21 protein-coding genes, 1 other RNA gene and 1 pseudogene are annotated in these 21,315 nt (G+C 54.9%); 9 read left to right on the top strand and 14 right to left on the bottom strand.

Annotation, left to right across the window (positions count from 1 at the left end):
* Positions 1 to 25: 25 nt before the first annotated feature.
* The gene (locus tag ACOQPU_RS01695) at positions 26 to 937 is read left to right on the top strand and encodes an alpha/beta hydrolase (protein ID WP_420643404.1); all 912 of its coding nucleotides are present in this window, start codon (positions 26 to 28) and stop codon (positions 935 to 937) included.
* A gap of 4 nt (positions 938 to 941) precedes the next feature.
* Positions 942 to 1,508: a DUF3267 domain-containing protein gene (locus ACOQPU_RS01690; RefSeq protein WP_420643403.1), complete on the top strand. Its 567-nt coding sequence runs from the start codon at positions 942 to 944 to the stop codon at positions 1,506 to 1,508.
* Positions 1,509 to 1,522: 14 nt separating this feature from the next.
* Here ACOQPU_RS01690 and ACOQPU_RS01685 read toward each other — a convergent pair whose 3' ends face one another.
* The 4 genes from ACOQPU_RS01685 to ACOQPU_RS01670 form a co-directional block, all read right to left on the bottom strand.
* The gene (locus ACOQPU_RS01685) at positions 1,523 to 2,140 is read right to left on the bottom strand and encodes a GAF domain-containing protein (protein WP_420643402.1); all 618 of its coding nucleotides are present in this window, start codon (positions 2,138 to 2,140) and stop codon (positions 1,523 to 1,525) included.
* 198 nt (positions 2,141 to 2,338) lie between these two features.
* The gene (locus tag ACOQPU_RS01680; protein ID WP_420643401.1) at positions 2,339 to 2,890 is read right to left on the bottom strand and encodes a GNAT family N-acetyltransferase; all 552 of its coding nucleotides are present in this window, start codon (positions 2,888 to 2,890) and stop codon (positions 2,339 to 2,341) included.
* Positions 2,891 to 3,063: 173 nt separating this feature from the next.
* The gene (locus ACOQPU_RS01675) at positions 3,064 to 3,705 is read right to left on the bottom strand and encodes a deoxynucleoside kinase (protein WP_420643400.1); all 642 of its coding nucleotides are present in this window, start codon (positions 3,703 to 3,705) and stop codon (positions 3,064 to 3,066) included.
* A complete protein-coding gene (locus tag ACOQPU_RS01670; RefSeq protein ID WP_420643399.1) occupies positions 3,705 to 3,875 on the bottom strand; it encodes a hypothetical protein in 171 nt (56 codons plus the stop codon). The genes ACOQPU_RS01675 and ACOQPU_RS01670 overlap by 1 nt, the downstream gene beginning before the upstream one ends.
* A gap of 92 nt (positions 3,876 to 3,967) precedes the next feature.
* Here ACOQPU_RS01670 and ACOQPU_RS01665 point away from each other — a divergent pair, with 92 nt between their 5' ends.
* From ACOQPU_RS01665 to ACOQPU_RS01635, 7 genes are all read left to right on the top strand, one after another.
* Positions 3,968 to 6,607 (top strand): LuxR C-terminal-related transcriptional regulator, encoded by a 2,640-nt coding sequence (locus tag ACOQPU_RS01665; RefSeq protein WP_420643398.1) that lies wholly within the window; start codon positions 3,968 to 3,970, stop codon positions 6,605 to 6,607.
* A gap of 43 nt (positions 6,608 to 6,650) precedes the next feature.
* Entirely contained in the window at positions 6,651 to 7,073 is a 423-nt protein-coding gene (locus ACOQPU_RS01660) for a hypothetical protein (RefSeq protein WP_420643397.1), read from the top strand.
* 136 nt (positions 7,074 to 7,209) lie between these two features.
* A complete protein-coding gene (locus tag ACOQPU_RS01655; protein WP_420643396.1) occupies positions 7,210 to 8,463 on the top strand; it encodes a glycosyltransferase in 1,254 nt (417 codons plus the stop codon).
* Between the two features lie 2 nt (positions 8,464 to 8,465).
* A complete protein-coding gene (locus ACOQPU_RS01650) occupies positions 8,466 to 8,681 on the top strand; it encodes a hypothetical protein (protein WP_420643395.1) in 216 nt (71 codons plus the stop codon).
* An 81-nt stretch (positions 8,682 to 8,762) separates the two neighbouring features.
* Positions 8,763 to 9,617 (top strand): ATP-binding cassette domain-containing protein, encoded by an 855-nt coding sequence (locus tag ACOQPU_RS01645; RefSeq protein WP_420643394.1) that lies wholly within the window; start codon positions 8,763 to 8,765, stop codon positions 9,615 to 9,617.
* A complete protein-coding gene (locus ACOQPU_RS01640; protein ID WP_420643393.1) occupies positions 9,614 to 10,312 on the top strand; it encodes an ABC transporter permease in 699 nt (232 codons plus the stop codon). The genes ACOQPU_RS01645 and ACOQPU_RS01640 overlap by 4 nt, the downstream gene beginning before the upstream one ends.
* Positions 10,313 to 10,340: 28 nt before the next feature.
* Positions 10,341 to 11,078, top strand: coding sequence for a hypothetical protein (locus tag ACOQPU_RS01635; protein WP_420643392.1), 738 nt, complete (start codon positions 10,341 to 10,343; stop codon positions 11,076 to 11,078).
* A 119-nt stretch (positions 11,079 to 11,197) separates the two neighbouring features.
* Here the strand turns inward: ACOQPU_RS01635 and add are convergent, their stop codons facing one another.
* The 10 genes and pseudogenes from add to ACOQPU_RS01585 form a co-directional block, all read right to left on the bottom strand.
* Positions 11,198 to 12,271, bottom strand: a complete 1,074-nt coding sequence (add, locus tag ACOQPU_RS01630; RefSeq protein WP_420643391.1) for an adenosine deaminase — start codon at positions 12,269 to 12,271, stop codon at positions 11,198 to 11,200.
* 3 nt (positions 12,272 to 12,274) lie between these two features.
* Positions 12,275 to 13,078 carry a 16S rRNA (adenine(1518)-N(6)/adenine(1519)-N(6))-dimethyltransferase RsmA gene (gene rsmA / locus ACOQPU_RS01625; protein WP_420643390.1) on the bottom strand — a complete coding sequence of 268 codons (804 nt, stop codon included), beginning with the start codon at positions 13,076 to 13,078 and terminating at the stop codon, positions 12,275 to 12,277.
* Positions 13,079 to 13,185: 107 nt separating this feature from the next.
* A complete protein-coding gene (locus ACOQPU_RS01620; RefSeq protein ID WP_420643389.1) occupies positions 13,186 to 14,571 on the bottom strand; it encodes a ubiquitin-like domain-containing protein in 1,386 nt (461 codons plus the stop codon).
* A 112-nt stretch (positions 14,572 to 14,683) separates the two neighbouring features.
* Positions 14,684 to 14,782, bottom strand: an RNA gene (gene ffs / locus ACOQPU_RS01615) — signal recognition particle sRNA small type.
* Positions 14,783 to 14,936: 154 nt separating this feature from the next.
* Complete coding sequence (locus ACOQPU_RS01610) at positions 14,937 to 15,440, bottom strand: phosphoribosyltransferase (protein ID WP_420643388.1); 504 nt, start codon at positions 15,438 to 15,440, stop codon at positions 14,937 to 14,939.
* Between the two features lie 191 nt (positions 15,441 to 15,631).
* Positions 15,632 to 18,718, bottom strand: a complete 3,087-nt coding sequence (gcvT, locus tag ACOQPU_RS01605; RefSeq protein WP_420643387.1) for a glycine cleavage system aminomethyltransferase GcvT — start codon at positions 18,716 to 18,718, stop codon at positions 15,632 to 15,634.
* A gap of 214 nt (positions 18,719 to 18,932) precedes the next feature.
* On the bottom strand, positions 18,933 to 20,438 hold the full coding sequence (locus tag ACOQPU_RS01600) for a cyclic nucleotide-binding domain-containing protein (RefSeq protein WP_420643386.1): 1,506 nt from the start codon (positions 20,436 to 20,438) through the stop codon (positions 18,933 to 18,935).
* A gap of 74 nt (positions 20,439 to 20,512) precedes the next feature.
* Positions 20,513 to 20,659: pseudogene (locus tag ACOQPU_RS01595) on the bottom strand (methylmalonyl-CoA mutase); the annotation flags it as partial.
* A 4-nt stretch (positions 20,660 to 20,663) separates the two neighbouring features.
* Entirely contained in the window at positions 20,664 to 21,131 is a 468-nt protein-coding gene (locus ACOQPU_RS01590; RefSeq protein WP_420643385.1) for a DUF6036 family nucleotidyltransferase, read from the bottom strand.
* A complete protein-coding gene (locus ACOQPU_RS01585) occupies positions 21,085 to 21,285 on the bottom strand; it encodes a hypothetical protein (RefSeq protein ID WP_420643384.1) in 201 nt (66 codons plus the stop codon). Before ACOQPU_RS01585 ends, ACOQPU_RS01590 begins: the two co-directional genes overlap by 47 nt.
* Positions 21,286 to 21,315 lie beyond the last annotated feature (30 nt).

Raw genomic sequence — 21,315 nt, 5'->3', positions numbered from 1 at the left:
GCGTAGATTGGGTTAGAATCTCTCGGTGGGCGATGGTTTTCCGGTAGAGATTCTGTATTTTATCCCCCTGCTGATTTTCTATTATTTGTTTCGGCCGTTTTATGCTGCCTTTCTGTTTGTGCGCCCGCCACGCATGAAAATTGCCTACTTCACGCCTACCAATTTGGGGGTGACGTACGAAGATGTGGTGCTGACCAGCCAGGACGGAGTGAAGCTGGCAGGTTGGTATATTCCCTCACGTAACAAAGCGGCCGTTATTTTGCTGCATGGGCATAGTGGCAATCGGCTGGGGGTGATCCACCAGGCAGAGGCGTTGCTGCAAGCCGGGTATGGCATTCTCATGTACGATTTGCGGGCACACGGCAGCAGCGGCGGGCGTCGGTTTGCTCGCGGACAGTCTGGCGTCGATGATTTGTTAGCGGCCGTTGCTTACCTGAGCAAACGGCCCGATGTGCAGCCTGGAGGCATCGGCGTGATGGGCATTTCTGTAGGTGGATTGTTTGCCCTGCAAGCGGCAGCCCAAACGGTAGCAATTCGCGCCGTGGTTGGCGAAGGCAGCAGCCCGGCGGTTTTGGCTGACGTGCCACCGCCTGATTCCTGGTGGCGACGGTTAGGTTACTGGCAGCAACAATTGTACATGCAGTTCATTTTGCGCTTTGCTCGGCAGCAATCATTGCCGTCTAATGCGGCGGCGGCAGCGCGGTTAAACGGCCGTCCCTTATTATTGATCGCAGCGGGGGAAGGAGGCGAGGCAAAGATGCTAAAATATTTGGCAGATACGGTGGAAACGGCCGTCTTTTGGCAAATTCCCGAAGCGCGACATGGCCAAGGTTGGCACGCTCGCCAGGATGAATACAATCATCGGCTGGTCGCTTTTTTTGATGGTGCTTTATCTCGTCAAGACCAATTTCGCATATTGCTGCCAGAGGAAGAATAAACCGATGCCCGAAGAGAAGCAGGAAACCAAAATTGCCTACGATGCCACCGTGCCCATGAATTTGGCCAATTTGATGGCTCTCTTAATGCTGCCAATTGCTTTTATTCTTTTTTGGCTACCTTACAAAGTGGCTTGGAATGTTTGGCCCTTTGCCGCCTTTTTAGATAGCTCGTTGGGGGGGATTAGCACGCTTATTTTGGTACTGGTCGTGAGCATTGTTGTGCATGAACTGCTGCATGCAGTTGGCTTTTGGCTCGTAGGGGGCGTGCCGTGGCGGCGCATAAAGTTTGGCTTTAGCTGGCAGGGGTTGGCTCCTTATGCCCATTGCCGCGATCCATTGCAAACGGCCGCTTACCGAATTTCTGTTGCTTTGCCTGGCATCTTTTTGGGGATACTGCCCGGTTTTGCAGGGGTGGCGTTGCAGCAACCGCTGCTGGTGATGTGGGCGACATTGATGTTGCTGGCGGCTGGGGGAGATGCGGCCGTTTTATGGGCCGTGCGCAGCGTGCCTAGGCGCGCCATCGTGTTAGACCACCCTTCAGAGGTGGGCTGCCAGGTGTTGGCTGATTAAACAAGCAGGTTTGCTTACTCTTCGCCGAGCAGCACCTTTTCAGCGCGAGCGATGGCCGCAGCCGCCAGTTGTGCCACCACGTTCAACATGAGCAGATCAGCATTCACAAACTCTTTGCGATTGCTTTTGTTCAAGGCTTGAATGACGCCCAAAACCCGACCTGAGAACACGATAGGTACGCAGACCAACGAACGCGTTTTGAAGTGAAACGCCTGATCAACGCGGGAGGAGAAGCGCGGGTCTGATTGTACATTGGGTACAACAACCGATTCAGCGTGTTGGGCAACCCAGCCAGCAATGCCCATGCCCAACGGAATGCGATGCCCCACCAACTTGGTGCGCACTGCGCCATGTACTACCACAAAAGAAAGCTCTTGTGTCTCCTCATCAACCAACAGCAGTGAGCCATCCTCTGCCTGAATGCTGTCTAATGCCGCCTGCAAAATTTGATCCAGCAGCATGAGAATATCAGTTTCAGGGTGGATGGAGAGAGCCATCTGGTTAAGATTGCCCAGATTCCGCAGGATGAGGCGCAAGCGCACCACTTCTTGCTGTAGCCGCTCATTTTCTTTTTGGAGCCGAATATTTTCTTGCTGAATAAAATGGGCTGTGCCGCGAATTTCCGTGCTCATTTAGACCTCCAAAATAGTCCGCTGTGGTCACCGACACAGGAGAGTCGGATAGTGGTGAACGAGTACGGCCGTTTCCCACCTCTCTCGTTCATCATACTTTTCACAGTACAGTTCGTCTTGCTCACTGCTGGCCAACATAAGGACACATTGCTTACTTAAAAGTATAGCATGGGTATGTGGGATTCGTAAAACGGAGGATTAGACCGACTGGGAGGACCATTCGCGGCGCAAAATGCCCATGTGTACCAGATCGTCGTAACGGCCGTTGCTCCACACTTGTTCCCGCTGTCGCCCTTCTTCTACAAACCCGCAGGCGTGGTACGCACGGATGGCTCGCTGGTTACGGCCGTTTACCTGCAACGTGACTTTGTGAATGTTGTGGTACACAAAGGCATATTCCAGCAAGAGGCTGATGGCGGAACGGCCGTATCCTTGCCCCCACGCCGTCTTGTCCCCAATGGTGATGCCCAACTCACAAGTGCGGGCGGTCTGGTCCACATTGAACAGCGCACAAATGCCGATGAACTGCCCGTTGCCCTCAATGGCAAACTCCACGCTCCCCGTGTTGCCATCACGGCCGCCCTGGCTCCACTTGGCTTCATATTCGGCCGTGAGCCGCGCCAAGGCTTGTGGCCAGGGCGGATCGCCGCTACCAGCTAGCTCGACCTCTAAATCATTGTTGAAACGGGCCAATGCAGGTAAATCCTCCCGCCCAATTGCCCGCAGGCGCACCTTATCGTTTTGTAGCATTCCTTCCTTATTTTGAGCACTCAGAAAGCGCAGTTATTTACACTTGTCATGCTGAACGAAGTGAAGCATCCCGACTGAGTTACAAAAGCCAACGTGCTGTGCCAGCAAAGTTGAACGGGATTTTTCGCTGCGTTAAACTTGTGCTGAGCTTGCTGAAGTAATGACAAAAGGAGTTAATCCGGGAAGACGACCTTTTCTTGACCAGAGAGCTTATCTTGAATACGTTGCACCACAATGTCTAGATGCTGTGGTTTGTTGACAAAGTCTAAATCCTGACTGGGAATGACCAGCACCGGGCAAACATCAAACGAGCGCAGCCAGTCGTCGTAGAATGTATCTAGCAGAGCCAAATAGTCGGCGGCGATGCCGCTTTCCATCGCGCGGCCACGCTGCTGAATGCGATCGAGCAGAACGGGCACGGGTGCCTTCAAATAAAGCAGCAAATCCGGTTTGGGTAGGCCATCGACCACCAGATCAAAGGCGCGACGGTAAGCGTGATAATCGCGCTCGCTCAAGTTGCCCATATGGTGCAGGGCGCGGGCAAAAATGTAGGCATCTTCGTAGATACTGCGGTCGGCAATGGCAGATTCTGGGCTGCGGGCCAGCTGCAAATATTGCTCGGCGCGGTGGCCGATGTAAAAAACCTGCAAATGGAAGGACCATTGGCGCATATCGGCATAAAAATCGGCCAAATAGGGATTGTCGATGACAGATTCGTAGGCGGTGCGCCAGCCAAGCCGGTCGCCGATGCGTTCGGTGAGTGAAGTTTTGCCTGCCCCAATGTTGCCCGCCACGATAACAAGATGTTTGCTCATTAGATGACCCAGGTTCCCAAAATGAGCAGGCTGGCGGCCAAAAGCATCAAATAGTAGGCTAAATTATCTAGGATTGGCACGTTTAGGAAAAAACCAGCTAAACTCAGTAAAAATAAGACAACGGTCACGTTCCAGACAGCGCGTCGGGGACGATGCAATTTAATCTTCATGCCACTCTCCTTTGGCTCCTGAGCAAGTTGTGTGATTATCTGAAAAATGGGGCATTGTGCCAAACGTGGCGGTCCTGCCTATAATTGCCTCCATGTCTGAAACCGGGTCTTTACTGCAAACGAAGCTGTTTATGCCGCCGCTACGGCCGTTTCGCGTACTGCGCCCCCAGTTAGTAAAAAAATGTAACGACCGGCTCTGGGGTGACGGCCATTTCCTCAGACCCCTCACCCTCATATCTGCCCCGGCTGGCTTTGGCAAAACGTCGCTGGCGGTGGAATGGCTCACCCAGCTACCCGCCGAACTGCCACCAGAAAGCGTGGCCTGGCTGTCGCTGGATGAGGCGGACAATGATCCGGCACGTTTTGCGGCGTATTGGCTAGCGGCAGTGCAGCAAATTGCGCCCGCGCTGGGCGAAGGCTTGCTAGCCAGCTTGCCCACGCCGCTCGCCACGCTCCAGCCGCTGGTGACGCAGCTGCTCAACCAAATTGCTGCTTTTGATCAGTCGCTGCTGCTAGTGCTGGATGATTTTCATCTGATTGAGAACGATTTGGTGCAAACGGCCGTTGCCCTTTTTGTAGACCATTTACCCCCCAATGCCCACCTGTTGCTTACCAGCCGCGAAGACCCGCCGCTGCCGCTGCCCCGCCTGCGGGCGCGGGGGGAACTGGTGGAGCTGCGTCAGCGTGATCTGCAATTTTCTGCCGACGAAACGGCCGCATTTTTGCGCCAAACCATGCAGGTGGAATTGCCAGAAACGGCCGTTGCCACCCTGACCCGGCGCACCGAAGGATGGGCGGCGGGCTTGCAGTTGGCGGCACTGGCTCTGGCCAACGTTGCCAGCCAGGAAGCGGCCTTGGCGGCACGATTGGCTGATTTTGGCGGCAGCAATCGGTACGTGCTGGATTATTTACTCGCGGAAGTCCTCCAGCAGCAGTCAGACGATCGCCGCACCTTTTTGCAAGAAACGGCCGTGCTAAACCGTTTCACCCCGGAGCTGGCTGCCGCCGTGACCGGACGAGACGACAGTGCAAAGCTGCTGCGCCAGCTTGAACAGGCCAACCTCTTTTTGGTGCCGCTAGACGGCCGTCGCCACTGGTACCGCTACCACCGCCTCTTTGCCGATCTGCTCCGCACCGAACTGGAACCCACCCGGCAAACGGCCGTGCAAATCCGGGCGGCACAGTGGCTGGCCGACCAAAAGCTGTTGCCAGAAGCCATTGGCTACGCTCTGGCCGCTGGCGACTTTGATTTGGCGGCGAAACTGATCAAGCAGGCGGCACCAGCGGCGTTGAACCAGGGTGAACTGGCCACGCTGCACACCTGGCTTGCTGCGCTGCCTACTGCTCTGGTGGCAGCGGATGCGGAACTGGCGGCTAACGCGGGCTGGCTGCATTGGCTGATGGGGCAGGGGGACGAAGCGGGTCGCTACGCCTCGCTTGCTGCCCAGGCCGGTGGAGATGCTTTGCCCCGCTTGCTGTCGCTGCAAGCCTGCCTGACTTTGACCCAAACTGCCAGCGAAACGGCCGTTGTTCAGGTACAAGCCGTGCTGAATCAACTGGATACCTCCGAGCAATTTTTTCGCAACATGGTGCTGCTCATCCTGGCCGAAGCCCAAAATACACAGGGGAATGTGGCCGACTCGGTAGATACGCTGCGGCAAGCGGTGGCGGCTGGTCGTGCCAGCGAGGATCCATTTATGACGGTGGGGGCCACGGTGAATTTAGCGCAGGCGTTGAACGCGCAGGCCCAACGGCGCGAAGCGGAAAAGCTATGCCGTGACCTCATTGCCGAGTTGCAGGCCAGCCAATCGCCGCCGCCAATGATGGGGCTGGCCTTGATAACGCTAGGGGAGCTGGTTTATCAGGCAAATGAATTGGCTGAAGCGGAGCAGCTCATTCAGCAGGGCATGACGTTCATCGAGTCGCTGGCACTGCTGGGGGCCGATATTTCAGCACAGCTAGCCCTGGCCCGACTGCGGCAAGCACAGGGGGCAGCGGCTGAAGCGCGCGGGATGCTTACGGCCGTTCAGGCGCGTTTGCGCCAGGCTCGTTTTGATGCTTACACGCCGCTGCTGGCAGCTGTTGAGGCGGAGTTGCTGTTGCGGCAGGGGGAGGTTGAACCCGTGGAACGATGGGCAGAAACGGCCGTTGATACCCTCAACAAAGTTACTGTTTACCAGCAGGAGCTGGATTTGCTGGTGCTGGCGCGGCTGCGGCTGGCGCAAAATTTGCCATCGGCAGCATTAGAATTTTTGGTGCAGCTTGCCCAACGGGTGCGCCGAACCGGGCGAAAGCTGGTGCAGATGAATGGAGCCTTGCTGCAAGCGCAGGCGCATCATCAACTGGGGCAAAAAGAGCAGTCAAAAATGGCTCTGGCAGCGGCCGTTCGCCTGGCAGCTCCAGAAAATTACCGTCGGCTGTTTTTAGATGAAGGAGAACGCATCGCCACGCTGCTGCCAGGGGTGCGTGAGGTGGCTCCGGCGTTTGTTGCTGCCGTGCTGGCAGAGTTTGGGCAAGGCGCACTAACCCAGCCTCTGCTGGAGCCGTTGAGTGCACGGGAGTTGGAGGTGTTGCGGCTGGTGGCAGACGGCCGTTCCAATCGAGAAATTGCCGAGCAGCTGTTTGTAACGGTCGGCACGGTGAAGAAGCATCTCAACAACGTGTACGGCAAGCTGGGTGTCGCCCGTCGTACCGAAGCAGTGGCGCAGGCACGGCAGCTTAAACTTCTGTAAATTTTTGGTCGTAAATTTCGCGGCCACATGCTTGAGGATTTTGATGAGAAAATTGTTTGGCGTTAACTTGATTTGGGTCGTGGTTGTGTTCATGTTTTTAGCAATCGGTTGCGGAGCATCTGCTGAAGCACCAGACCTGACGCAGCCGGAAGCGGGCGTTGCGTCAGAAGAATCTGCCTACATTGTGGGCCGGTGGGAAGTGAATGACGGCCGTTTCGGCCACAAGATTTTCGATTTTCAGGCAGACGGCCGTTTGCTGATTGAAGACGTTGAAACTGGTGAAATCATTGAGATGCGTTACCTGTTTGTGGAGGATACGTCGGTTATCCTGTCCGGTTACGACGAGTTCAGCGGTTCGGCCACCGTTGCCTTTTTTGCCGACAAGATGGATTTGACAATCACCTTCGACGGCAACATCTTTGCCGAACTGTACGAATTTTCCCGCGTCCCTGAAGCCAGCAGCTGACTTCCTGGTTTAATAATCCGTGTCATCCGTGTCCTATTTCTCCGAATCAACCCCCACAATTCACCTTTCGTTCAATGACGGCCGTAGGTGAACGGCCGTATCATTTCCTCATCATTATTTCAATCTGGAGCAATTTATGCGAATTGTCATCATAGCATTGGGCAGCCGGGGAGACGTGCAGCCTTACGTGGCATTGGGCAAGGGCTTGCTTGCCGCAGGCCACGAAGTGCGCCTCATGACCCATGATGCCTTTGAGCCATTAGTTACCGCCCACGGCCTGGAATTTTGGATTGCGCGGGGCAACGTGCAGGCAGTTGCCGAAAGTGATGAAATGCAGGCACTGCTGGAAAAAGGCAACTTTTTGGCAATTAATGCCTACACCGCCAAAGCGGCCCAAAAAGCCGCGCTGGAATGGGCCGAGGATGGTTTGGTTGCCTGTGAAGGGGCCGATTTGATCATTGCCGGCTTGGGTGGATTCTTCATGGGGCTGTCACTGGCAGAGAAGCTGAATCTGCCTGTGGTGCAAGCGTACTATGTGCCCTTTACCCCGACCAGTGCTTTTGCTGGGGCTTTGCTGCCGCGCCCGGTGCCCAGCTGGTTAAACCGATTGTCCCACCACGTTACCCGGCAAATTATGTGGCAAGGCTCGCGCAAAGCAGACAATTTGGCGCGGCAACAGCAGTTGGGCGTGGCGAATGCCCCATTCTTTGGGCCGTTTCACGCCAAACAGAGTCGCGGGCTGCCAATTTTGTATGGCTTCAGTCCGGCAGTAATTGCCCCGCCAGCCGATTGGCCCCCTGAAGCCCAGGTAACTGGCTACTGGTTTTTAGAAGCTGAAGAAAGGTGGACGCCGCCGCCCGCTTTGGTTGATTTTTTGGCAGATGGCCCGCCCCCCGTTTACGTCGGCTTTGGCAGCATGACCAATCGCAAACCGGAAGAAACGGCCGCTCTCGTCACTGCCGCCCTGGCCAAAACTGGGCAGCGGGCCGTGCTCATGTCTGGCTGGGGTGGCTTGCAGGCAACCGATTTGCCTGAAACCATCTTCATGCTGGAGGCCGCGCCACACGCCTGGCTCTTTCCGCGGATGGCGGCGGTGGTGCATCATGGCGGGGCAGGCACAACGGCCGCTGGCTTGCGAGCGGCTGTACCGTCCATCATCATCCCCTTCTTTGCTGACCAGCCATTTTGGGGCAACCGGGTAGCCCAACTGGGCGTGGGGCCGCAGCCCATCCCGCGCAAACAGCTCACGGTCGATCGGCTGGCGGCGGCAATTGAAACGGCCGTTACCGACCAACCAATGCGCCAGCGTGCCGCTGACCTGGGCCGCAAAATTCAGGCAGAGGACGGTATCGCTCAGGCGGTAGCCATCGTGCAAAAGCTGGAGCAGTAATTGTGATTGACACCGAGGCTGCAAGGTACCAAATTCGGGTACAGGGGCGATTGGACGGGGCGAGATTGGTGCGGTATGCAGCCGTATCTATCTGTTATGTCAATAACGAAACAGTGATTACGACCGTTCTGCCTGACCAAAGTGCCCTCTACGGCTTCCTCAACCGCCTACGCGACCTGGGCGCGACGCTCATTGCCGTGGAACGTCAAGAAAATTAGCCGCGGATTACGCGGATTATCGTGGATTTTTTTTTAATCCTTTTAATCCGCGCAATCCGTGGCAAAAAAAGGAAACAGAGCATGATTCGTGTAGCCAACTTGAGTTTTACCTACACTGGCAGCCAAAAAACGGCCGTACGCAACCTCAACTTCCACGTGGCCAAAGGAGAAATCTTTGGCTTCCTGGGGCCGAGCGGGGCGGGCAAATCCACCACTCAAAAGATTCTGAACGGGCTGCTGCGCGGGTTTACGGGGGAGGTGACGGTGTTGGAACGGCCGTTGACCCGTTGGGGTTCCGATTATTACGAACAGATCGGCGTCTCCTTTGAGCTGCCCAACCATTACCTGAAGCTCACCGCCATCGAAAACCTGACCTACTACGCCGCGCTGTATGCAACGGCAACGCGCCCGCCAGCAGAGCTTTTAGGGTTGGTAGGCCTGGAAAATGATGGCGATTTGCCAGTTGGGCAATACTCCAAGGGGATGAAAAATCGTCTGAGCGTGGCCCGGGCGTTGCTGCACAAGCCGCAACTGCTCTTTTTGGATGAGCCAACGGCGGGGCTGGACCCGGTAAATGCGCGGCGCATCAAGGAGCTAATCCGGCAGCAACAGGCGGCTGGCACGACAATTTTCCTAACCACCCACGATATGAATGTAGCCTCGGAACTGTGCGACCGCGTGGCGTTTATTGTAGATGGCGAAATCAAGTTGATCGACGCACCGGATGCGCTGCGCTTACAGTACGGCCGTCCGCACGTGCAGGTTGGCTTTCAGCAAAATGGGCATGTGGCCCAAGCGGAGTTTGCCCTGGCCGGATTAGCGGATGACGGCCGTTTCCAGCAGTTGCTCCGTGAGGGTAGCATCAAAACAATGCATACGCAGGAGGCGACGCTCGAAGAGATTTTCATCGAGGTCACCGGGAGGCAGTTGGCATGACACGATTGCAAACGGCCGTACGCTGGGAGATGCGCTTGCAGTTCCGGCAGGGCTTTTACTATGCAGCGGCCTTCATTGCCATCATCATGACGATTGTGCTGTGGCAATTCCCCCGCACCGAGCTGCCCACCATATTGCCCATTTTCGTGTTGGGCAACATGACCATCGGCACCTTTTATTTCATGGCTGGGCTGGTTTTGCTGGAAAAAGGGGACGGCGTGCTGGAAGGGCTTATCGTCTCCCCGCTGCGGCAAAGCGAATACCTGGCAGCCAAAGTGATCAGCCTGACGTTGCTCACATTGGTGGAGAATGTGGCGATTGTAACGGCCGTTTACGGCCTCAACTATAATCTCCTGCTGCTCCTGCTGGGTTTGGGGCTGATGGCGGGCTTCAATGTGCTGTTTGGCTTCATTGCCGTGGCTCGCTACGACAGCATCAACCGCTTCCTCATGCCGTCGGTACTCATCACCATGACCTTGACGCTGCCGCTGCTGGATTATTTGGGGCTGTGGAGTTCGCCGCTGCTGTATTTGCATCCAGTGCAAGCCACGCTGCTGCTGCTCAAAGGTGCCTTCCAGCCCATTGCCACCTGGCAAATCGTGTACGGCGTGGTGTATGCCGCTCTGTGGATTGGCTTGCTGTTCAAGGTGAGCCAACGCATTTTTTATCGGTTCATCATTTTGCAGCAGGCGTGATCGTGTTTGGTTCTCTGGAGGAATTGTTATGAAAGGAACGGCCGTATTCAAAGCCCTCGGTCCCATTGATGTCCGCAATGTGGGACGAGATGAAATGCTGCGCTGGATGGTTTTCATCCCTTTGCTGCTGGCCCTGCTGGTGCGCTTTGGCTGGCCCTGGTTGGTAACTGAGCTGCAAACGCGCATCCAGTTTGATTTGTCACCCTACGTGGTGATGCTGATGAGCTATCTGGTCATTGGAGCACCAGCGGTTTTCGGCGTTGTCATCGGTTTTTTACTGCTAGACGAGCGAGATGAAGGTAGCCTGATTGCTCTGCAAGTGACCCCACTCTCATTGAACAGCTATGTGGCCTACCGCTTGGGGATGCCCATCCTGTTGACCGTGTTGCTTCTAGTCATCTCCTTGCCGCTGGCAGGAGTGACAGCCTTTACATTTTGGGAACTTCTACTGCTGGGCTTGGTTGCCGCGCCGCTGGCTCCGCTATTGGCCATTTTTATGGCCGCTTTTGCTAGCAACAAAGTGCAAGGCTTTGCCCTCATGAAAGGTGCAGGCATCTTTTTTGTGGTGCCGTTTGCCGCCTACTTTATCGAGGGAAATTGGCAGTGGGCGTTCGGGCTGCTGCCCACCTATTGGCCACCCAAGCTGTATTGGATGATTGAGGCTGGCGAACCAGGGATTTGGCCAGTAGCGTTGGTAGGGTTTGTATACCAGCTGCTGTGGATTTTGCCCCTCAGCCGCCGCTTCAACCGCATTTTGCACCAGTAATTTGACTATTGTCTGCGCTAAAAAAATAAAAGCGGAACACAGAGCTGCACTGAGGAGGTGCAGAGACACGCAGAGAAAAAAGAGGCTGTTTACCGTCTCACTGTCTACCGAATACCGGCTTAGCGATTCTCACGCACCCAGGTGTCAAACTCTTGCAGCAGACGTTCTTTCACTTCTGTCTCCACGCCAGCAGCAACGAAAGCATTGCGCGCGATGCGCGCCAGACCAGCGGCATCATAGCCAAATTCGCGGGCCAATATGTTATATTCTTCTACTAGACTGGTGTTGAATTGCGGGGGGTCGTCGCTGTTGATTGTGACAAACAGCCCACGGTCATCGAGTTGGCGGATGGGGTGGGAGGCCAGGTTGGGGAACACGTTGAGGCAAATGTTGCTAGTGATATTAATTTCCAACGGGATCTGCTGCACCTTGAGGGTCGCAAGCAGACCAGGGTCTTCGATGGCGCGCACGCCGTGGCCGATGCGGTCAGCTTGTAATACTCTTAGGCTGCCCCAGATGCTCTCTGGGCCAACTGTTTCTCCTGCGTGGGGCACGCTGAGCAATCCAGCCCCCTTTGCTTTTTCAAATGCATGGGCAAATCGTTCTGGTGGGTAGCCAACTTCGTAACCACCTAAGCCAAAGCCAACAACACCGCCGCTTTTCTTGCCTTCGAGCGCATATGCCAGAGTTTTTTCGGCGGGGGTGGGGTCATAGCTGCCGTCTTCATTGTCGGTGAAGTTGCGCGCGATGTCGAATACCCAGCGCATCTCGACGCCAAATGCTTCTTTGGCTTGGTTACGGCCGTTTTCCAGCCCCCGGTAAAGTTCCGCAAAATTTAACCCTTTGTCTTGGTAATCTATATGGGTATAGGGAGTAACGGTGAGTTCGCGGTAGCGGATGTTTTGCGCGGCCATGTCGGCCCCGTTTTCATACACAATCAGGGCAAAATCATCGGCCGTGCGGATTAAATCCTGGATGGTAAGGTAAATTTCTACAAAGTGGGGGAAGTCGATGAAAGTGAACCAGCGGCGCAGCCCTTCTTCAGTATTGCTGGGCAGGGTATCCACTTTGCCGTGTCTTTTGGCTAGCTCCAGGACGGTTTTGGGTTGGATAGAGCCTTCCAGGTGGATATGAATCTCCGCCTTGGGCATTTGCTGGATGAAGTTGGTCAGTTTGTTGGAAAGTTGCGTCATAAATCACAGGTGTTGGTAAATGGCAAGCCATTCGGTTAGGGTTAACGTTTCGGCACGCCGACGGCCGTCTACGTGAGCAGCCTGTAATACGGCCGTAACTTCGTCCTGATTATACCCCAATTGGCGCAGATTGTTTTTTAGCTGCTTCCGTTTTTGGCTGAATCCTGCTTTCACAATTGTAAAGAATCTCTTTTCCTCGGCGAAGGGGAGCGGCGGTTCTGGGAAAAGTGTCAGTCGCAGGACGGCCGAATCGACATCAGGGCGCGGCCAAAATGCCCCCGCTTTGATGGTGGTGATTAGTTCGGGCGTGGCGTACAGCTGGGTGCTGACGGCCAGCAGGCTCATTTTTGGGGGAACGGCCGTTACTCGCTCGGCCACCTCTTTTTGCACGGTCATGACCACCGTTGTTGGTTTTTGCTTGGCGGAAAGCAGATGGCGCAAAATGGCTCCGGTGATGTAGTAAGGGACATTGGCCACGACTTTGTACGGCTGGTCAAACAAGGCATCCAGATTTTGCTCTAAAATGTCGCCATGAATCACGCGGACATTGTCAAAGTAAGCTAGCTCGGTTTGCAGGATGGGGAGGAAGCGTTGATCTAGCTCAACGGCCGTGACGGAAGCAGCCGTTTGCGCCAAAAGCCGCGTTAGGCTGCCCAGCCCTGGCCCAATTTCCAGCACAGGCTCAAAGGGTTGCAGCTCTGCTGCTTCCACAATGTGGGCCAGTACGTTCTCATCGAACAAAAAATTTTGCCCCAGGCTCTTTTTCGGTTCGATTTGGTATTGGGTGAGGAGCTGTCTTGGGTGCATGGTGGGTAATTGGGTAACTCATGTTACGAAGCGTAGATTTCAAAAGTCTTGTTTCTTTCTGATAATAAGCAAATTGCCTCGAAGACTTCTGAAATCTTTTCCACTTCCTAAGGCAGGTTGGCTGGTAGCAAATAGTTTATATCTTCTGGCGCAGGAACGGGCGTGAGGTAATACACATCCACAAAGCCGGACCAACTTTTGTATTCATCTTCATCATAGCCCAGATCGATCCAACGGCCGCGCACGCCACCGCCCGTGTCTCCAGCAAAGCCCACGCCGTAGCCAGGCACATACACCTCAGAGCGAAAGGGCACGACGTTGCGATCAATCGCCACAATGCCGGTGCCAGCCGGTAGGCCGCTAGCAGTGATGCCGTACTGCGGATGGTCCGGCGGCTTGCCAGAACTGGCCGCTGTGTAAGACGTAACGCGCATTCGCACCACCCGCCAATATTCCAGCGGGCCTTGTGGCGTATTTACGGTGCGGACGGTGATCTTGGTGCCGTAGCCAATGACCTGATTCACTGGTTGCTGGGCGACCCATTCACCATCAACTGTTTGGCTGACCTCGATGCCGTTTTCATACCGCACCCGCACCCGCTGCCGCAAAATGCCGGGCTGGCCCACGCTCACAACGGCCGTTGTGTCCAAATCGAGCTGATCAGACGCTTGCCACAGGGTTTGGTACGGAATCGGTTCATCGACCAGACGAAAATCTTCGGTTACGCGCACCACCTGAATGGTGTCGTTGGCCTTTAGCGGCGTGTCAGGGCCGGGGATAGTGTAATCGAACCCCACCAGCCCGATGCCTGCCTCCGCCAATACGTCCAGCACGTTGCTATGGTGGCTGCGAATTTGGATGATACGGCCGTCTACCGAAATAGTAAGCGGCACAGAACGCTGCACCCGGATTGTCATGTTTGGTTGCAGCCATGTGCCCAGCGTCGGCTTCACGCCGTCACTGCCGTAGACTTCAATGCCCGCTTCGGCCAAGGCCTCACCCACCGTTTGCGTAGCGGTTCGCACAATTTGCTGTTCGCTGCTGTCTAAAATGGTGATGGTGACAAAACGGCCGATTTCCAGCGTTTGGGGCAGGGGCGTCTGATCCAGCATGGCGAAGGAGACAGGTTGCTCATCGGCGACAAGCTGGTCGGTGCGCTGTGGTAGCAAATCATGCTCTGCTAAAAATGCGCCGATGGTTGACTGGCGCGTCCAGTACGTTTGTGTGCCTGCCTCTGAACGCACGGTCACAGGTTTGGCACGGATAATTTGGATGCTGGTTTGGGAAACGGCCGTGTCGTCTAATTCTGGCAACACTAAATCTTCGGGGCGGATTTCGAGGTTGGCGGCAGCTACAATCTCGCCAACGGTAGCATAACGGCCCGTTACCGTCAGCGGTTGCTCGTCATCAATGTAGATAGTGAAGGATTCTTGAGCGGCAGCGTACCCGGCGGCAATCACACCGCTCAACGCCAACAAAAAAATGAGCCCCAAAAGGAATCGTTTTCCGCCCGTCAAAAAAGTACCCATCATAAAAAAAGAGATTGGAGCGCATCTGGTTTGAATCTCCAATCTCTAGTCTCCATTTTATGTGCATGAGGCCGATGACCACCAGGTGGTCCTGGGCACCCGAAAGTGATGCCTTAGCGCTGCTTCCTTCCGGACCTGACGCGGTTCGACAGCTTTCGCCGCCAGGGACCCAATGATCACCGGTCGCATGCACACAAATTTTTAATCACCAATGGTGGGATCGTAACAAATCTGTTGGGGAAGGGCAAGTTTGGCAAGCAGCAATCAGTGGTCGGTATCCAGAAAAACCGTTTACAGAATAACGGATCACCGCTTACCGCTTACCGGAATCAGTTCCACATGCCCAAAACTTCTGGCCCTCGATCCAGTTCCCACGGGTAAATGATGTACGCGTCGGAAACGGCCGCATAGTACGTGGGCGTGTAGCCGGGGTACAGTGATGAGGCGGGCTTGTAATGCAGCACGCAGGTGTCGGGCGTGCCCCCAGCCGCGTCGATGCGGTTGGCCACCGTAACAGAGTTTCGTCCTTTCGTCCACACGTCATCTACCACCAGGATGCGACGGCCAGCCAGCAGGCTGTCGGCCGGGAACTGGATAAATTCCGGGATGGCAAACTTTTCTTGGCCAGGCGTTTGCAGGCCAGGAAAATCTGCCGGAAACCGAACAGAGGCAGTCAAAATGTACGTAATGTTCAACGCTTCGGCCAACATGCCGCCCGGCACGATGCCCCCACGCGTAATGATGAGCATAGAATCATAGCGCCCCTGAATTTGCGGCACTAGATAATCAATTAGTTTGTCTACGTCGGACCACGTAAGAACCTCACGGCGCATGTGGAACTCCTTAAGCGAATTTGGGTTTGGTAGTGTAAAACTTCCCGATTCTACGTCTACCAATGACCCGCAATCCTACACGTTAGGCAGCGGCATGTCAACTGAATTCCGATTTTGAAATTAGGATTGGCAGTCCTTGAACGCTTTTTGATCATTGAGATGGTTATAGGACTGCCAGTCCTGGATGATTGTCACTTTTTCTTGCGCGATGGGAAGCGAGACAGCACCGTCGCGCCATCGGGCATGGGTAGTCGCGCACCCGGTTTTACGCTGTCTGGCACGCGGATGGCCCGTTTGCCCCCACCAAGCTGGTAGATGGATACGGCCGTACCTTCCTGACTCATGCTCAGCGGCAGTACCGCTTGCCCCAGCAAGTAGCCTTCACTGTCGATGGCGCAGCTTGTGACTGTGCCGACCACCTTGCCTCGCTTGTCCAACACCGGATCGCCACCATCGGGACGGCGCACGCCCTTCTCGTCCATGCGGAAGCGCACCACAACCCGGTCACGCTTTTCTTCACGGGCAATGAAGGCGGTACGCCCAACGAAGAACGGCTTCCACAGCTTGGCGTAGCTGCCAAAACCAGCGTCGCCGGGATTCAGGTTCATATCCCCGGCCAGTTCATGACCGTAGAGCGGTAGGCCTGCTTCGGTGCGGGTGCTGTCGCGAGCAGCGAGACCACATGCCTTTAATCCCATCGGTTCACCCACTTTTAAGAGGGCTGTCCACAGGTCGGGTGCTTTGTCTGGGTGGATAAATAGTTCATACGCCACGCGCTCGCCCGTGTACCCTGTGCGGGAGATGATTAAATCGAAGCCGCCAACGTTGCCTTGCGTAAGCCCTGCCCAAGGCAAGCCTTTGATCCGCTTTGCAAGATCGGGATCGTCACACAGTGCCAGCAAAATCTCGGTGGCCTTTGGCCCCTGCAGTGGCATGTCCACCCGGCAGTCGTCACCGTATTGCGGGTCGCGCAGGTCACGTAGCTGCACGGGATGCTGGATTTTGGCATACGGCCGTTCCGCGTCAAGCATCACCTCACCATTGTTCACCGCATTGAGCCACGCCCAATCCTTGTCGTTATTGGAGGCGTTGACCACCAGCATGAACCGGTTGGTTTCCAGACGGTAGACGAGCAGATCGTCAATGACGGAGCCATCCGGCAGCAGCAGGTAGGTGTAGTGGGATTGCCCCACTCTGAGCGAAGAAACGTCGTTGGTGAGCACCGTATTGAGAAACTCGACCACATGCTCACCCTGAGCATCAAACACGCCCATGTGGGTGGCGTCGAACAAGCCTGCTGCTTCGCGCACGGCCATATGCTCATCCACCACAGATGTTTCATAACGCACTGGCATTTCGTAGCCACCGAAAGGCACCATCCGCCCACCGAGAGCCACATGGGCGTCGTAGAGGGCGGTGCGCTTCATCGGTGCTTCTTCCGATTCTGTCCAGCTAAATTCAGGGAGGGTATCTTCTGCACTGTAGGCATCGCTGCCAACGAAGAACGGTTTGGTAATGGCAACGGCCGTTTTCACTTCCGTTGGCTCCGGCAACGCTTCCTCTGGCTCGACGGCAGTGACTACCACCGGCCCTGGCAGCTTGGCGTACAAGTCGCCAAAGCCCACATACCCATCTGACAAATCAGCAAGCCATTCTTTAGCCCGGAGGGCAGTAGCCGCATTGGCATAACGCACCTGGTATTTTGTGCTGTTGATGCGTTTGACGGTGGCGATGGCTTGGGCAATGCCCAGCCTGGACGGCTGCGTTTCGCCATCTTTCAGTGCCAGCACATCGCTGGTAAAGGCATAGTTAACAAACTCTGTTGCTTCTGGACCGCGAATTTGGAGGGTGTGGGAAACGGCCGTAGGTTCTGGCACATTTCGCAACTGCCGCACAATTTCACGGGCGCGACGCAAAGCAGCAAAATCAACTTTGGTACGTAACTGCTCCTTCCCACCCAACCCTGTGTAGGTAAAGGGTTGGCATCCTTTTAGCGCCGTGGCAATTGCCTCGGCTAACAAATCCACCTCGGTATCGCCAAAGCCCAGTTGGCTGATCCAGACGGTGCCAATGCGCAAGCCCGTAGGGTTTAGGGCACCCACATCCCCAGGAATGGTGTTGCGATTTAGCACAATGCCCACCGCATCCAGCACCCGCGCCGCCATATCGCCAGACAGATGCACGCCGTTGTGCGTCACGCTTTTGGTATCTACCAGCAGCAAATGATTGTCTGAGCCGCCGCTGACGGTGCGTAAGCCGTGCTCTTCTAACTTGGTGGCCAAACGGCGGGCGTTATCCACGATGCGCTGTTGCAAAGCGCGGAATTGGTCTGTGTTCGCTAACTTCAGGGCAATGGCCAGGGCTGCCATCGTATTTAGGTGGGGGCCACCCTGTTCGCCAGGGAAAACTGCCCGGTCGATCTTGCGGTACAAATCGCGGCGATGGGTGATGAGCATGGCCCCACGTGGCCCGCACAGACTTTTGTGGGTGGTGGTCATCATTACGTCGGCAATGCCGATGGGGCTGGGATGCACGCCAGCAGCAACCAGGCCAGAAATATGGGAGACATCGGCTAGCAAATACGCGCTAACTTTGTCCGCAATGTCGCGGAACCGCTGCCAATCAATAATGCGCGGGTAGGCGGAGTAGCCTGCAACGATAATTTGGGGCTGCGCCTCAATGGCGCGTCGCTCGATGTCGTCGTAATCGAGCAATTCAGTTTGCTCGTCCACAAAGTAGGCAACCCCGTTGTAATGCTTACCAGAGCGGTTGATGCGCGTGCCGTGCGACAAATGCCCGCCATCGTTCAGATTCAGGCCAAAAATAGTGTCGCCTGGATTAAGCAGGGCGGTGTAAACGGCACTGTTGGCAGGTGCGCCGCTGAGTGGCTGCACGTTTACGTATAGCTGATCGGCCGTTACGCCATTGGCGGCAAACAGTTCGGCAGCACGGCGGCGCGTAAGAGCTTCTAATACGTCGGCGTATTCCACACCTTTGTAGTAACGTGGGTCGGAGTAGCGGCGGTAGTAAGCCAACTCCATGTCCATATCGAAGATTTCCTCTTCTGTTTGGCGGCGGCTGGCTTCACGCGGGTACCCCTCGGCGTAAATGTTGGCAAAGTTGCCGCTCATTGCTTCGCGTACAGCTTCTGGTGAAGCACTTTCTGAGGCAATCAGGATAATGGTGCTGTCCTGGCGGTCATCTTCTCTTTGTAGCAGTTGGGAAAGGTCCGGGTCTAGTTCACTGAGGGAACCGTGAAAAATGAAGTCGTCTGACATGAAACACTCCTCTGAAAAAGGGTTGAAATGTGTCGGTTTGGGAATAGATGAATGTGAAGGGTCGGTGGCGTGTTCTTGGGGAGAACGGCCGTATGTATTGTGCCCCCCGATTTTAGCAGGATTTACCGTGTCTGCTACCCAAAAAATTGCCACAGAGAGCACAGAGGGGGAAGAGAATAAATCTCATAAATCTCTGTCCGCTATGTGGCAAAAATTAAGGTACGCGCAGGTAGCGGCGGATACGTTGGATGAAGGCATCTCGGCCGTTTTCCATTTCACGGCGGCGCATGGCAGAATCTTGCTGCAAACTCTGGCTCAACCCTTCCTGACGACGTTCCAAAGCAGTGACGAAGCGTTCCAGAATTGAAGGGTCTTGGGTGAGTACGTTGGTAAACGCTTCCTTGTCAATGATGATGACCTCGGTTTCTTCGTTGGCGCGAATGGAGGCGGAGCGGGCTTCGCCTGTGAGCAGGCTCATCTCGCCGAAGAAGTCTCCCTTGTTAAGCTGGTTGGCATAAACGGAACGGCCGTCTGCCGAGCGCACATACACCGAAACAGCTCCTCTGGTAATGATGAAAAGCGAATCGCCAGGGTCCCCCTGCTTCACAAGCTGTTCGCCGCCAGTGTAGCTGGCAACGGCTGAGTGGTCGGCCAACTGTTTTAGTTGCGTTTCATTCAGCATATTCAGCCAGTCGAGCGAGCGCATGACCGAAAACATATGACGTTGCTCTGCCAGACGGTTCTGTTCCACAGCATCAGCCGGGATCATATTCAGCGTAAAATTACCTGTGGGGTCTGGAATGTGAATGCCAGCCCGGTGCAGATTGAACCAAGCGCGTGTCAGCACTTTGTCGCGGGCTACAATTTTGTCGCTGTAATCGTCTAGCCAGTAGCTTAGACCATAAGTGACACAGCCATCCTGCATAGAAACCACATGCGAGCGCAGCCGAGGGTGCAGCTTCACATCATCTAGCCTTTGGACTGACGCAATGAGCGTGTTTTTTACCAAATTGGGGGAGTAGGATTCACTGAGCGTGAGATAAACCGTTTGAATTTGCCGATTAGTTGGGCGGGAATAGTTGATAATTTTGCTTTGGGCGACGGTGCTGTTTGTAAGCATCACGCGGTGGTCTTCGCGGGTGAGCAAGGTGAGGGTACGCCAATTTTGGCGCACAATAATGCCCTCAATACCGTCAATCTCTACCCAATCATCCACGGCAAAGGGGGCTTCTATTTGCAGCGAAATGCCAGAAATGAGGTTGCCGAGCGTATCTTGCAGGGCCAAACCGATGATGGCGGAGGCGACGGTAGAGGTAACGAGTAAGCCGGTTAGCTCTACACCAAACACCAAACGAATGGTGAGGAGTACCACCAGCAGCAACACAAACCATTCAGAAATATCGAGCAAAAACGGGGGGATTTTGATGCTGCGACGATAGACGAGAATTTCCAACACCAGCCATTTAATGGCGCGCAGCGTGGTGCTAAGGGCCAGGAAGAAGGCCAGAGCCAGCCATATGTTCCGCTGAACCGTGCTTAGAATGGGTACGCTGGGGTTGCTAAACCAAAAGATAAGACCCTGACCCAGCACAACAGTCAGGATTGCGGAACCGATCAGACCAAGAGGCAGCTTTGTTTTGAGTAATCTGGAAAAGAGGGTGACGATGGCAACGGCCGTAACGGCCACCCACACCGCATTTACCATCCAGGCAAAAGGCATACAGTACGCTCCTACAACTTTTTCTTACCGATACGTTTCTGTGCAATTGTAACCCAATTGCCTGACGTTGTGTCTTAATCGAGGCGGTTTTTGAGTTCTTGCAGCACTTTTTGGGCAGCGACGGGGATGACGGTGCCGGAGCCGAAGATAGCGGCTGCGCCGTGGCCGTATAGGAATTGGTAATCCTGTGCCGGGATGACGCCGCCGATGACCACCATGATGGAATTATTCATTGAGGGAATCTGGCTCATCGTCTTGGCTGATACGCAACATGCGGACATCTTCCAAATCAACAGAACGACCAGCAGCCAGTTTAGAGGCAATCAAATCTTCCCGCGTAACAACAAAAAACGGTTGACCTTCGTAATTCATCGTCTCTCGCTTTTCCCATGCTTCCTCAAATCGGATACCTGGCGTTTCAGTTTGCACATCAATGCGAATTTTGTCGCGGAAAATGGTGATTTCGTGTGAGATTAAATCTTCGACAGTGGTGAGTACGGCCGTTCCCAGCCCAGCGTCCAAAAGAGCATCCAACAGCCGCTGGCTGTTTTCCAGGGTAGCTTCAATCAAAATATCCAAATCAAAGGTGGCGCGAGGAACCCCATGCAAAATGGCGGCAATGCCACCAATAACTACATATTTGACGTTATGCTTTTGAAAGGACGCGAATACGCCCTGCAACCGGTTTAACATTTTTGACTTCCAAAATGTCGGGGTTTGCGCTAAGGATCATGTCTGTAAACATGCAAAGCAGTTCCATGCGTTCTTCAAGGGGCAAGGATTGAAACCAGCGGGCTTTGGCCTCTGGCGATTCTTCGCTGCGACTGTGAGAGATTGTTTTTTCCATGTGCTTATTTTACCATAGAACCAAGCACGT

The organism is Candidatus Leptofilum sp., assembly GCF_965223285.1.
Taxonomy (GTDB): Bacteria; Chloroflexota; Anaerolineae; order Promineifilales; family Promineifilaceae; genus Leptofilum.
This window is presented reverse-complemented; position numbering and strand designations above follow the sequence as displayed.